The organism is Streptomyces sp. NPDC047525, assembly GCF_040643025.1.
Classification (GTDB): Bacteria; Actinomycetota; Actinomycetes; order Streptomycetales; family Streptomycetaceae; genus Streptomyces; species Streptomyces durmitorensis.
Window position 1 is genome coordinate 520,941 of record NZ_JBEYTL010000004.1, and the last position, 11,910, is coordinate 532,850.

12 protein-coding genes are annotated in these 11,910 nt (G+C 71.3%); 7 read left to right on the top strand and 5 right to left on the bottom strand.

Annotated elements, in window-relative coordinates; genetic code table 11:
• Window positions 1-133: 133 nt before the first annotated feature.
• Genes efeO through ABZ833_RS14805 form a run of 4 tightly spaced genes read left to right on the top strand, consistent with a single transcriptional unit; the run spans window position 134 to window position 4,466 of the window.
• A complete protein-coding gene (efeO, locus tag ABZ833_RS14790) occupies window positions 134-1,300 on the top strand; it encodes an iron uptake system protein EfeO (RefSeq protein WP_361045939.1) in 1,167 nt (388 codons plus the stop codon).
• A 21-nt stretch (window positions 1,301-1,321) separates the two neighbouring features.
• Window positions 1,322-2,611 carry an iron uptake transporter deferrochelatase/peroxidase subunit gene (gene efeB, locus ABZ833_RS14795; protein WP_361045941.1) on the top strand — a complete coding sequence of 430 codons (1,290 nt, stop codon included), beginning with the start codon at window positions 1,322-1,324 and terminating at the stop codon, window positions 2,609-2,611.
• A gap of 15 nt (window positions 2,612-2,626) precedes the next feature.
• On the top strand, window positions 2,627-3,625 hold the full coding sequence (gene efeU / locus ABZ833_RS14800; RefSeq protein WP_361045943.1) for an iron uptake transporter permease EfeU: 999 nt from the start codon (window positions 2,627-2,629) through the stop codon (window positions 3,623-3,625).
• Entirely contained in the window at window positions 3,528-4,466 is a 939-nt protein-coding gene (locus ABZ833_RS14805; RefSeq protein WP_249593070.1) for a hypothetical protein, read from the top strand. Before efeU ends, ABZ833_RS14805 begins: the two co-directional genes overlap by 98 nt.
• A 21-nt stretch (window positions 4,467-4,487) precedes the next feature.
• On the opposite strand, the gene ABZ833_RS14810 is transcribed toward ABZ833_RS14805, so the two are convergent.
• Window positions 4,488-5,231 carry a bifunctional DNA primase/polymerase gene (locus tag ABZ833_RS14810; RefSeq protein ID WP_361045945.1) on the bottom strand — a complete coding sequence of 248 codons (744 nt, stop codon included), beginning with the start codon at window positions 5,229-5,231 and terminating at the stop codon, window positions 4,488-4,490.
• Window positions 5,232-5,401: 170 nt separating this feature from the next.
• Between ABZ833_RS14810 and ABZ833_RS14815 the strand changes: the two genes are divergently transcribed.
• Window positions 5,402-6,304: a glycerophosphodiester phosphodiesterase family protein gene (locus ABZ833_RS14815; protein WP_361045947.1), complete on the top strand. Its 903-nt coding sequence runs from the start codon at window positions 5,402-5,404 to the stop codon at window positions 6,302-6,304.
• On the opposite strand, the gene ABZ833_RS14820 is transcribed toward ABZ833_RS14815, so the two are convergent.
• The gene (locus ABZ833_RS14820) at window positions 6,305-6,934 is read right to left on the bottom strand and encodes a TetR/AcrR family transcriptional regulator (protein ID WP_361045949.1); all 630 of its coding nucleotides are present in this window, start codon (window positions 6,932-6,934) and stop codon (window positions 6,305-6,307) included. It lies immediately after the preceding gene.
• A gap of 136 nt (window positions 6,935-7,070) precedes the next feature.
• Between ABZ833_RS14820 and ABZ833_RS14825 the strand changes: the two genes are divergently transcribed.
• Together ABZ833_RS14825 and ddaH are read left to right on the top strand one after the other, a co-directional pair.
• Entirely contained in the window at window positions 7,071-7,253 is a 183-nt protein-coding gene (locus ABZ833_RS14825; RefSeq protein WP_249590234.1) for a DUF6243 family protein, read from the top strand.
• 172 nt (window positions 7,254-7,425) lie between these two features.
• A complete protein-coding gene (gene ddaH, locus ABZ833_RS14830; protein ID WP_361045953.1) occupies window positions 7,426-8,250 on the top strand; it encodes a dimethylargininase in 825 nt (274 codons plus the stop codon).
• 10 nt (window positions 8,251-8,260) lie between these two features.
• On the opposite strand, the gene ABZ833_RS14835 is transcribed toward ddaH, so the two are convergent.
• The 3 genes from ABZ833_RS14835 to ABZ833_RS14845 form a co-directional block, all read right to left on the bottom strand.
• The gene (locus tag ABZ833_RS14835; protein ID WP_361045955.1) at window positions 8,261-9,265 is read right to left on the bottom strand and encodes a small ribosomal subunit Rsm22 family protein; all 1,005 of its coding nucleotides are present in this window, start codon (window positions 9,263-9,265) and stop codon (window positions 8,261-8,263) included.
• Between the two features lie 126 nt (window positions 9,266-9,391).
• Window positions 9,392-10,561, bottom strand: a complete 1,170-nt coding sequence (locus ABZ833_RS14840) for a serine hydrolase domain-containing protein (protein ID WP_361046332.1) — start codon at window positions 10,559-10,561, stop codon at window positions 9,392-9,394.
• On the bottom strand, window positions 10,516-11,856 hold the full coding sequence (locus ABZ833_RS14845) for a Bcr/CflA family multidrug efflux MFS transporter (protein WP_361045958.1): 1,341 nt from the start codon (window positions 11,854-11,856) through the stop codon (window positions 10,516-10,518). The genes ABZ833_RS14840 and ABZ833_RS14845 overlap by 46 nt, the downstream gene beginning before the upstream one ends.
• Window positions 11,857-11,910: the final 54 nt, after the last annotated feature.

The following is an 11,910-nucleotide window of genomic DNA, read 5'->3' on the forward strand; positions in this document are numbered from 1 at the left end:
CACCCCCGTGAGCACCCCCAACCGTTGAGAGGTGAATCACGGAACAGCTGGGTATCGACCAGGTAAGGGTCGGTTAAGTTAGGTCCGCCTCACCGGCATGCCGGAACCGTCCGTGACCCGCCTTGGAGCCCCTATGCGCCCCGTCCGCCTCCCCGTCGCCACTGCCATCGCCGCAGCGGCAGCGCTCACCGCCGTCACGGGCTGCACCGAGAAGAGCGACGCCAAGAGCGGTGGCAACACCGTCGAGGTGACCGCCACGGACGACAAGTGCGAGGTCTCCAAGACCAAGCTCAGCTCCGGGCACGTCGAGCTCGCCATCGAGAACAAGGGCTCCAAGGTCACCGAGGTCTACCTCCTCTTTCCCGACGACCGCATCGTCAGCGAGCGCGAGAACATCGGCCCCGGCACCAAGCAGAAGCTCACCGCCGAGGTGAAGTCCGGCTCGTACCAGATCGCCTGCAAGCCCGGCATGAAGGGCGACGGCATCCGCCAGAAGGTCACCGTCAGCGGCGGCAAGGCCGTCAAGCGCGACCCGCGTCTGGACAAGGCCGTCGCCGACTACCGCGCCTACGCGCAGGAGCAGGCCGACGCGACGCTGCCCAAGGTGAAGCTCTTCACCGACGCCGTCCGCGAGGGCGACATCGAGGCCGCGAAGAAGACGTACTCCACCTCCCGCATCGGCTGGGAGCGCACCGAGCCGGTCGCCGAGTCCTTCGGCGACATCGACCCGAAGGTGGACGTCCGCGAGGACGGCCTCGAGGAGGGTCAGGACCTGGAGAAGGACTGGACGGGCTGGCACCGTCTGGAGCGGGCCCTGTGGAAGGACAAGAAGATCGGCGAGCGCGAGAAGGAGCTCGCCACTCTGCTGGACAAGGACCTCAAGGACTGGCAGAAGCGCGTCGGCAAGGCCGAGATCACCCCGACCTCGATGGCCAACGGCGCCAAGGAGCTGCTCGACGAGGTCGCCACCGGCAAGGTCACCGGCGAGGAGGAGCGCTACTCGCACACCGACCTCGTCGACTTCAAGGCGAACGTCGAGGGCGCCGAGGAGGCGTACGGCCTGCTCAAGGCCGTCGCGTCGGAAAACGACCCGGCGCTCACCAAGGAGCTCGACAAGCAGTTCGCGGCCCTGGACAAGCTGCTCGACAAGTACCGCCAGGGCGGGGGCAAGGACTCGTACGAGTACACGTCGTACGACAAGGTCGGCAAGGCCGAGCAGAAGGAGCTCCAGGACGGCGTCAACGCGCTCGCGGAGCCGCTGTCGAAGCTGGCCGCCGCCGTCGTCGTCAAGTCCAAGTAGCGGCTGGGGGGAACCGGAACGATGGCTGAGATCACCGGCGACACGGGCACGGCGCCCGTTCCTGACGAGGCGGACAAGGGCGCCGACTCCGGTACCCCCTCCCGGCGTTCGCTCCTCGGCTGGGGCGGTGCGGGGCTCGCGCTCGGCGCCGCGGTGACCGGGGGCGCGGTGGCGGTGGCCCGGTCCGGGGACGAGGCCGTGCCGGCCGCGTCGGCGGGCGGCGCGGTCGCCTTCCACGGCAGGCACCAGGCGGGCATCGCGACCGCCGTCCAGGACCGGCTGCACTTCGCCGCGTTCGACGTGAAGACGGACGACCGCGAGCAGTTCGTGCAGCTCCTGAAGGACTGGACGAAGGCCGCCGCGCGGATGACCGCGGGGCACCAGGTCGGTGAGGGCGCCTTCGGCGGGCTCGCCGAGGCGCCGCCGGACGACACCGGCGAGGCGCTCGGCCTCAAGCCGTCCCGGCTCACCCTCACCATCGGCTTCGGGCCTGGTCTCTTCGAGAAGTTCGGGCTCGCGGACCGGCGGCCCGAGGCGCTTGTCGATCTGCCCAAGTTCCCCGGCGACAACCTCGACAGGTCCCGCGGCGGCGGCGACCTCTGTGTGCAGGCCTGCGCGGACGACCCGCAGGTCGCCGTGCACGCCATCCGCAACCTCGCCCGCATCGGCTTCGGCAAGGTCGCGGTGCGCTGGTCGCAGCTCGGCTTCGGGAAGACCTCGTCGACGACGCCGGGTGCGCAGACGCCCCGTAACCTCTTCGGCTTCAAGGACGGCACGCGCAACGTCTCGGGCGAGGACGCCTCCGCGCTCGCGAAGCACGTGTGGGTCGGCGAGAAGGACGGGCCCGGCTGGATGGCCGGCGGCTCGTACCTCGTCGCGCGCCGCATCCGCATGAACGTCGAGACCTGGGACCGGACTCCGCTCGGCGAGCAGGAGGACATCTTCGGGCGTGACAAGGGCGAGGGCGCCCCGGTCGGTAAGGCCAAGGAGCACGACGAGCCGTTCCTGAAGGCGATGAAGCCCGACTCGCACGTCCGGCTCGCGCACCCGGACACCAACGACGGTGCGACGATCCTGCGCCGCGGCTACTCCTTCACGGACGGCACCGACGGCCTCGGCCGCCTGGACGCGGGGCTGTTCTTCCTCGCGTACCAGCGGGACGTCCGCACGGGATTCATTCCGGTGCAGCGCACGCTGTCGCGCTCCGACACGCTCAACGAGTACATCCAGCACGTGGGTTCAGCGGTCTTCGCGATCCCGCCGGGCGTCCGCGGCAAGGACGACTGGTGGGGCCGGGCACTGTTCGGCTGAGGGGATCTGACAGACATGTTCGGCAACTATCTGATCGGCCTGCGCGAGGGTCTCGAGGCCAGCCTGGTCGTCTGCATCCTCATCGCCTATCTGGTGAAGACGGAGCGGCGCGACGCCCTGCGGCCCATCTGGATCGGCATCGGCGTCGCGTGCGCGCTCGCGCTCGGCTTCGGCTGTGCGCTCACCTTCGGTTCGCAGGAGCTGACGTTCAAGGCGCAGGAGGCGCTGGGCGGTTCACTGTCCATCGTCGCCGTCGCCCTGGTGACGTGGATGGTCTTCTGGATGCGGCGTACGGCCCGTCATCTCAAGGCGGAGCTGCACGGCAAGCTGGACGCGGCGCTGCAGATGGGCACGGGCGCCCTGGTCGCCACCGCGTTCCTCGCCGTGGGCCGGGAGGGCCTGGAGACCGCGCTGTTCGTGTGGGCCTCCGTGCGGGCGTCGGGCGACGGCACGCCGGGTCCGCTGATCGGCGTGCTCCTGGGGCTGCTCACCGCGATCGCCCTCGGCTGGCTGTTCTACAAGGGCACGGTCCGCATCAACCTGGCGAAGTTCTTCACCTGGACCGGCGCCATGCTGGTGGTCGTGGCGGCGGGCGTCCTCGCGTACGGCGTCCATGACCTGCAGGAGGCGGAGTTCCTCGGCGGGCTGCAGAACAAGGCGTTCGACATCAGCGCGACGATTCCGCCGGACAGCTGGTACGGCACACTCCTGAAGGGCGTCTTCAACTTCCAGCCCGATCCGACGGTTGTCCAGGTCACGGTGTGGCTGCTGTACCTGATCCCGACTCTCGCGTTCTTCTTCGCCCCGGTAGGGTTCGGGCCCGGGAAGGGGAAGGTGAACGCAACGCATGAGCAGGCTTCCAAGGCAGCGCACTCCGCTGCGGGGCGGACGGTCGCAGCGGACGGTCCGGTACGCGATGGCGGCGTCGACGGCGACCGTACTGACGGTGACGGCGACCGGGTGCGTGACGGTGCACGGGGAGCGGGAGGTCATCCCGTCGGCGACGAAGGCTGAGGCCGACCGCGCTCTGCAGGACTTCCTCACCGCGTACAACAAGGCCGAGAAGGCGTACGACCCGGCCCTGGACGCGGCCCGGGTCACGGGCCCGCTGGGCGCCATCAACCAGGCGGGCCTGAAGTCGCGGGGCGCGCAGAAGCCGGGCGGCAACCCCAAGCAGGTGCCGCTGGAGCTGACGGACGCGAAGTACTCGATCCCCAAGAAGGCCGGCTGGCCCCGGTGGTTCGTCGCGGACACGAAGTCCAACCGCAGGGGCGACCTGCGCTGGGTCCTGGTCTTCACGAAGGGCAGCAAGGACCAGCTGTGGGAGGCGTCGTACCTGAACCTCGTGGCGCCCGACAAGATGCCCGAGCTGAAGAAGGACAAGGACGGCTGGGCCGAGCCGGTCGCGGTGAACTCGTCGGCGCTGGCCGTGGCGCCGAAGAATCTCGGCAAGGAGTACACGACGTATCTGAAGTCGGGCGGCGACACGTTCGCGCCGGGCGATCACACGTCGACGTGGAAGGCGTTCCGCGACAAGAACACCAAGCGCCGCGGCATCGCCGTCCAGTACATCGACGAGCCGAAGAACGACGGAGCGTTCGCGCCGGTGGGTCTGCGCACCCAGGACGGCGGCGCGATGGTCTTCTTCTCGACGCACCACTACGAGAAGCAGACCGCCGCGAAGGGCGTGAACCTCACCGTCGAACCCGACGTGAAGCCTCTCCTGACGGGCGAGGTCAAGCAGTCGGTGATGCTGGAGCGCGTCTCCAACCAGGTCGTCGTGGACCCGGCGGGGACGGGCAAGGTGACGTTCCTGAGCCGCATCCAGGGCCTGACGGGCGCGAAGGGCGAGTAACCCGTCCTTCGCGCGCGGGCGTCAGCCCCTCAACGGCCAGGCGGCGACGTCGTGCTGGGGCTCGCCCGCGACGCGGGCGCACTCGTCGGTGAGCGTCTCCAGGAGCGTCAGCGGGTCCGGGAGCGCGTGCTCGGGTCCGCGGATCCAGCTGACCGCCAGGTCGCCCGGCAGCCGGGCGGGCGGCACCAGGACGTACGAACCGCGGCAGTGCCAGCGGAAGCCCGGGTGTTCGTTCGTCGTCTCGGGGTGGCAGTCCAGCTCACAGGGCCACCACTCGTCCTCGTCCTCGGGGGTGCCGCGCGTGAGCGTGAAGAAGAGCATCCGCCCCTCGTCCATGGGGCCCTCGGACTCGGCGACGGGACCCACGTCGATGCCGTCGGCGAGCAGCCTGGCGAGCGCCTCGCGCCCGGCGGCAAGCGGCACGTCCAGGACGTCGTGGACCATGCCCGTCGCGGTGATGAAGTTGGCCTGCGGCTGATGCCTGGCCCAGCGCTCGATCTGCCCGCGGTCGGTCGTGGACTGCGTCTGCCAGGCGAAGGAGATGGGGTGCCTGGCGGGGGTGGGACACCCGATGCGGTCGCAGGAACATCGGTACGCGGAGGGGTGCGCCGCCGGTGAGAGCGGCAGACCCGCTGCCGCGGCGGCGACGAGCAGAGCCTCGCGGCTCGCCTCCTCGCCTGCCGTGTCCTCCGGTCGGGGACGTCGGCGAAGCCACTGGGAAATCCTGCTCTGTCCGCCGGACCGGCGGCCGAACTCCGCGCCCATCTATCCCCTCACCTCGCATTTGTGCCGAGAAGCATGTCCCATGGTCGCACCATCCTGCTCCTCGGGGGGCCAGAGCCCACATCCGGGGTAGCTGGGGTGATGCAAGGCGCAGGGTGACATCGCGCGTCATTGCGTACTAACAGGGGATATGCCCCCCTACCGTGTTCGCCATGGTCACAAGGACTGTGCTCTCGGGACTCTCGGGGCTCATGAGCCTCACCACACTGACCCTCGCACCCCCCGCCGGCCCCCTCACCCCGCTCGAATGGGGCGGCGGCGGCCCCCTGACGGTGGAGGCCCTCCCCCGGATCACGTACACCGCGCACCGGGGCGGCGCCCTTGAGGTGCCGGAGAACAGCATGTCCGGCCTGGTGGCCGCCTACGCGCGCGGCACGGCCCAGGTCATCGACGTCGATACGCGGATGCTGCGCGACGGCACGCTCGTGGCCCTGCACGACGAGACCCTGGACCGCACGACGACCTCCAAGGGCCCGGTGCGCTCGCTCACCCTGCGCCAGTGGCGGCAGGTGAGGCTGCGGCCGAGCGCGGGACTGCCCGGCGCCTGGCGCTCCGAGCGGCCGCCGACGGTCGCCGAGGTCCTCGACCGCTTCGGCGGGCGGATCGTGCTGATGCTGGAGGCGAAGGATCCGCGCAGCCTGCGGACGCTCGGCTCGCTGATCCGCGCGCGGGGCCTGACCCGCTCGGTGTTCGTGAACTCGAACGAGCCCGGCGTCGCATCCCGCGCCCACCAGATGGGCCTGCTCGCGCAGCTGTGGCGCTCCAAGGCGCAGATGCGCACGGACCGGCCCGCGCGGTGGGCCGGGTTCGTGGACGTCCTGGACGTGGACCACAGGGCGCGCGACGTGGATCTGCTGCGCGCGGTCGACTCCGGGATCCCCCGGGTGTGGGCGCACACGGTGACGACTCCGGCTCAGCGCGACCGGGCGCTGCGGCTCGGCGTCAACGGCGTGATCACGGACACGCCGGGGCTGCTCGCGCGGACGCCGGTGAAGGCGGCGAAGGGCGTGAGCGCCGCCGGCCTGCGGGAGCGGTGGCCGGTCGACCCCGCGTGATCAGCGCGGGGCGATGCCGTGGAGCGCGTACTCGACGAGCTTGTCGCCGTACTCGTGCGTGAGCGGGCCCGTGCGCTGCAGCCAGCGCTGGGCGATCGGGCCCGTCCACAGCTCCAGGGCGATGCGGGGGTCCACTTCGGGGGCGACCTGGCCGGCCTCCTGGGCGATCCGCAGCCGCTTCACGTAGAGCTGGAGCGAGGGTTCGAGGAGCTTCTCCACGTACTCGGCGCTGATCTCGTCGTTGAGCATGCCCTCGGCGGCCAGCGCCCGGTAAGGGGCGTCGTACTTGGGGTTCTTGAGCTCGTCGATGGTGGCCCGCACGACGTACTTGAGGTCGGCCTCCAGGTCTCCGGAGTCCGGGAGCTCGTGCTCGATCTCGTGGCCCGCCGCGGCGCTGGCCTCCACGCCCGCCTGGTGGCCGAGGTCGAGGAAGGCGTCGAGCAGGACGGCGCCCTTCGAGGGCCACCAGCGGTAGATCGTCTGCTTGCCCACGCCCGCACGGGAGGCGATGGCCTCGATCGTGAGCTTGGCGTAGCCGACCTCGGAGACGAGTTCGAGGGCGGCGTCATAGATCGCGCGGCGCGAACGCTCGCTGCGACGCTTGGAGTCAGGGGCGGTTTTCTGGACCATGCCGTCGAATGTAGCAGCGAACGAGCCGAGACGTACCGTCTCATTAACCCTTGACAAGACGAACCGTCTCGTTCACAGTAATCGAGAAAGCGAGACGAGACGTCTCGCGGGGAACTCTCGATCCGGAGGTACGCACATGTCACGAGGCGGAGCAGGAAACATGCTGGGCGTGGGCGGTACGCGCACCAACCTCTCCCGCAAGGCCATGCGCGGCGGGGGCCGCGGCGGCCAGGTCGGCGGCGGGCTCAGCCCGCAGGCGCAGAAGCGCGAGCTGCTGCGCAAGCTCCAGGAAGGGCGCTCGGCACACGGCGAGTCATGAGACGGGGACGTCGACGGCACCGCTGGCGTCCTGACCATCCACCGACCCGGGTGGACCACTCGCTGAACCACCCGTTCAGATCACAGCGCGAGGGCTCCTCAGACCGCACCATGGGCAGCAACTGCCCCACTATGGGCAGTAACTGACCACCGCGGTACGTGAGGAGCCCTCGTTGAGTCGTTTTCCTCGTCGCGCCACACCCCGGCGCTATCTGATGTGCTCACCCGCACACTTCAAGGTCACGTACTCCATCAACCCCTGGATGGACCCCTCGAAACCGGTCGACGTCCCGCTGGCCGTCGCCCAGTGGGAGGACCTGCGCGACCGCTACCGCTCGCTCGGCCACACCGTCGAGGAGCTCACCCCCCGCCCCGGTCTGCCGGACATGGTCTTCGCCGCGAACGGCGCGACCGTCATCGGGGGCCGCGTGCTCGGCGCGCGGTTCGCCTATCCCGAGCGCGGCGACGAAGCCCTGGCCCACCTGGAGTGGTTCCGGGAGCACGGCTTCACGGACCTCCACGAACCCACGCACGTCAACGAGGGCGAGGGCGACTTCGCCGTCACGTCCTCCTACGTCCTGGCCGGACGCGGCTTCCGGGCCAGCCCTCTGTCGCACGGGGAGGCGCAGGAGTTCTTCGGCCGCCCGGTGCTCGGACTCGACCTCGTCGATCCCCGCTACTACCACCTGGACACGGCGCTGGCGGTGCTCGACGACGCGACCGACGACGTCATGTACTACCCGCCCGCGTTCTCGCCGGGCAGCCAGGCCGTCCTGCGGCGCCTCTTCCCCGACGCGCTGATCGCCGATGAGCCGGACGCGGTGGCGCTGGGGCTCAACGCGGTCTCGGACGGCCTGCACGTGCTGCTCCCGCAGGCCGCGGTCGGCCTCTTCGCGCCGCTGCGGGAGCGTGGCTACGAACCCGTCGGCATGGACCTGGGCGAGCTGCTCAAGGGCGGCGGCAGCGTGAAGTGCTGCACGCAGGAGCTGCGCGGCTAGGGCCTGGGCCCTAGCTCTCCTGGTGGGGCGGCCAGGCGTCGCCCCACTCCGCGTCACGGGCCGCGCGGTACAGCGGTCCGTGGCGCTTGGTCACCGTCTCGCGGTGCAGCGTCTCGTCCGCGGCGCACAGGTCGAGCAGGACCTGGCCCTTGCGGATCTGCGGCTTGCGCACGACGCGCTGACCCGCCGGATCGGCGTCGAAGCGGACCGCCGCCACATAGCTGAACTTCTCGTCCTCGTACGCCAGTGAGCCGCCCTTGACCTTCCGGTGCAGGGACGAGCGGCTGACGCGGGCGGAGAAGTGGCACCAGTCCTCGCCGGGCACGATCGGGCAGGCGGAGCTGTGCGGGCAGGGTGCGGCGATCCGGAAGCCGGCGGCGATCAGGCGGTCCCGCGCCTGAATGACGCGCGTGTAGCCGTCGGGGGTGCCGGGCTCGACGATGACGACGGCCTGGGCGGCTTCGGCCGCCGCGTCCACGACCGAGCGCCGGTCGTCCTCCGTCAGCTCCTTGAGGACGTACGACACCGTGACGAGATCGGTGCTCTCGATGCTGAGCGCCGATCCGATACGAGAGCGCTGCCACTGCGCGGCCTTCAACACCGGGTTCGCGGCGGCCAGTTCACGCCCCAGCGCGAGGGCCGGCTCCGCCCAGTCGAGGACCGTGACGGGCCGCTCGCCGTCCCAGGTGGCGCTCACCGCCCAGGTCGCCGCGCCGGTCCCGCCGCCGACGTCCACATGGCTGCCGGGCGCCCACCCCGCGGGCGCCGCGTCCGCGAGGGCACCGAGCGCGGAACGCACCGCCTCGAAGGTCGCGGGCATGCGGTACGCGGCGTACGCGGCGACGTCCGCGCGGTCGCGCAGGATCGGCGCGTCGGTCGGGGTACGGCCCCGGTAGTTGGCGATCAGCCGGTCGACGGCTTGCGTGGCCTGCTTGGGCGGAAGCCCGTCGAGGAGCCCCGCGAGGGCGCTGCGCAGGGTCTCGGCCGGGGAGGCCGGGGAAATCGGGGCGTTCACCCCGTGATTCTACGGGCCACCCGGCGGGCGAGGGCGCGGCTGCGGGCCCCGTAAGGGGCGCGGGGAACTGCGCGCCAAGCCCCCACCGGCCCGCGGGTGAACGACGCCCCCCGCGGAGCCCCGCGCTCAGCGGGCCGCGCGGGCCAGGCGGCTGGCGGCCCGAGCCCGGGGTCCGCTGTCGGCACGCCTACGGCAAGGATGCACCGTGTTCGCCAGGAGGATCAGGAACGTGTCCGTGGCGGGGTCCATGACCAGCGACGTCCCGGTGAACCCCGTGTGCCCCGCCGCGCCGCGCCCCGCGAGACTCCCCATGAACCACGCCTGGTCGAGGGCGAAGCCGAGCCCCGGCGGCGTCAGCATCAGCTCCACGAAGTCCGGGCCGAGGATGCGCGCCGGGCCGTACGAGCCGCCGCAGAGCAGCGCGCGGCAGAAGACCGCGAGGTCGCGTGCGGTGGAGAAGAGCCCGGCGTGGCCCGCGACGCCGCCCAGCGCCCAGGCGTTCTCGTCGTGCACCTCGCCCCGCAGCATCCCCCGGTCGGCCTTGGCCCAGGGCCTGCGCTGGTCCTCGGTGGCCGCGGCGTCCGGGCGCGGCCCGAAGGAGGTGGCCGCCATGCCGAGCGGCCGGGTGATGCCCTCGCGGATCAGGACGTCGAGGGGGCGGCGCGTGAGGCGCTCCAGGACGTGCTGGAGGAGCAGCATGTTCAGGTCGGAGTAGAGGTGGTCGCCCGGCGGTCCTGAGGGGGCCTCGGCCCGCAGCGCGGCGAGGCGCGCCGCGTCGTCCGGGCAGTCGTACAGCGGGAGTTCGGGGCGAAGCCCCGAGGTGTGCGTGAGCAGCTGGCGCACCGTGATGCCGTGCTCGGCCGCCGCCCTGAACTCGGGGACGTACGCCGAGACCAGCGCGTCGATGCCGAGCGTGCCGCGCTCCAGCTGCTGCATCGCGGCGACCGTCGTGAACAGCTTGGTCAGCGAGGCCAGGTCGAAGGGCGTGCCGGTGCGGGTCAACACCTGCTCCGCGGGCGGCAGTTCGACGCCCGCGTCCATCTCGGGGTCGTACGCGGCGTAGCGCACCGCGCGGCCCACCGCCTCCTCCACGGCGATCACCGGCCCGCGTCCGGCGATCACGACGGCGCCGGAGCACCAGGGCCGCTCGCCGCGCGTCAGCGCGCGCACCTCGCGTACGAGGTGGGCCATCTCGTCCGTGTCGAGCCCCGCACGGTCCGGCGTCCCGGCGCGCAGCAGGCGTGGCGCGGTCAGTGGTCCGTCCCCTCCCGAGTCGGCCTGGCCGAGTGCTGCCAGGGGCGGCACAGTCCCACGAAGCAGCCGATGGCCGCCAGACCGCAGGCGAGCTGGACGACGGCCATCGGGACGGCCGTGGCCTCTCCCGCGATGCCCACGAGCGGCGAGGCGATCGCGCCGACGAGGAAGGAGGACGTGCCGAGCAGCGCCGACGCGGAGCCCGCGGCGTGCGGCGTGCGCATCAGGGCGAGGGCGTTGGTGTTGGGCATCGCGAGGCCCATCGCCGACATCAGGACGAAGAGCCCGGCGGCGACGGGGAAAAGGCCGACGTCGCCGAAGACGCCCGAGGTCATCAGGAGCAGCGCGGTGGCGGCGAGCACGATGACCGTCAGGCCGAAGGCCAGCGCCTTGTCGAGGCTGACCCGGCCGACGAGGAGCTTGCCGTTGATCTGGCCGACGACGATCAGGCCGACGGAGTTCACACCGAACAGCAGGCTGAAGGTCTGCGGGGACGCCCCGTAGATCTCCTGGATGACGAACGGCGACGCGGAGATGTACGCGAACAGCGCGGCGAAGGCGAAGCCGCCCGCGATCATGTAACCGGTGAAGACGCGGTCGGCGAGGAGCGACTTCATGGTGCGCAGCGCCTCGACGGTGCCGCCGCTGTGCCGCTTCTGCGGGGCGAGCGTCTCGGGCAGGCTCCGCCAGACCACCGCCGTCAGGACGATGCCGATCACCGTGAGCACGGCGAAGATGCCGTGCCAGTCGGTGAGGCGCAGGACCTGGCCGCCGATGAGGGGCGCGACGACCGGGGCGACCCCGGAGATCAGCATGAGCGTGGAGAAGAAGCGGGCCATCTCCACGCCGTCGTAGAGATCGCGGACGACGGCGCGGGCGATGACGATGCCCGCGGCGCCCGCCAGGCCCTGCAACAGGCGGAAGCCGACGAGGAGTTCGACGGTGGGCGCGAACGCGCAGATCGCGGTGGCGAGGATGTAGATGAGGAGCCCGATGAGGAGCGGTCTGCGCCGCCCCCACTTGTCGCTCATCGGCCCCACGACGAGCTGCCCGAGCGCCATGCCGGTGAGGCAGGCGGTGAGGGTCAGCTGCGCGGTCGCGGCGGACGTGTGAAGGGAGCGGGTGACCTCCGGGAGCGCCGGCAGGTACATGTCCATGGAGAGCGGCGGGACCGCGGTGAGTCCGCCGAGGACGAGCGTGACGAGCAGGCCCGTGCGGCGCTGGGCGGTGCGGGCCGGAGCGGCGGGGGCGGTGGCGGGGCCCGGTTCCGACGTCCTGGACTGCCGTATGAGGGGGGCTTCGGACCCCCTCGTGGTGCGGCTGCCGTGCTCCGGCATACGGATTCCCTCCCGATTAGGCGTGCGATTACCTATGCTCTCAGCTCAGCTGTG

What these genes read in the sequence shown, in the direction of transcription:
- efeO (WP_361045939.1), top strand. Translation starts at nt 134, where the DNA reads ATGCGCCCCGTCCGCCTCCCCGTCGCCACTGCCATCGCCGCAGCGGCA.
- efeB (WP_361045941.1), top strand. Translation starts at nt 1,322, where the DNA reads ATGGCTGAGATCACCGGCGACACGGGCACGGCGCCCGTTCCTGACGAG.
- efeU (WP_361045943.1), top strand. Translation starts at nt 2,627, where the DNA reads ATGTTCGGCAACTATCTGATCGGCCTGCGCGAGGGTCTCGAGGCCAGC.
- ABZ833_RS14805 (WP_249593070.1), top strand. Translation starts at nt 3,528, where the DNA reads ATGGCGGCGTCGACGGCGACCGTACTGACGGTGACGGCGACCGGGTGC.
- ABZ833_RS14810 (WP_361045945.1), bottom strand. Translation starts at nt 5,231, where the DNA reads ATGGGCGCGGAGTTCGGCCGCCGGTCCGGCGGACAGAGCAGGATTTCC.
- ABZ833_RS14815 (WP_361045947.1), top strand. Translation starts at nt 5,402, where the DNA reads ATGGTCACAAGGACTGTGCTCTCGGGACTCTCGGGGCTCATGAGCCTC.
- ABZ833_RS14820 (WP_361045949.1), bottom strand. Translation starts at nt 6,934, where the DNA reads ATGGTCCAGAAAACCGCCCCTGACTCCAAGCGTCGCAGCGAGCGTTCG.
- ABZ833_RS14825 (WP_249590234.1), top strand. Translation starts at nt 7,071, where the DNA reads ATGTCACGAGGCGGAGCAGGAAACATGCTGGGCGTGGGCGGTACGCGC.
- ABZ833_RS14845 (WP_361045958.1), bottom strand. Translation starts at nt 11,856, where the DNA reads ATGCCGGAGCACGGCAGCCGCACCACGAGGGGGTCCGAAGCCCCCCTC.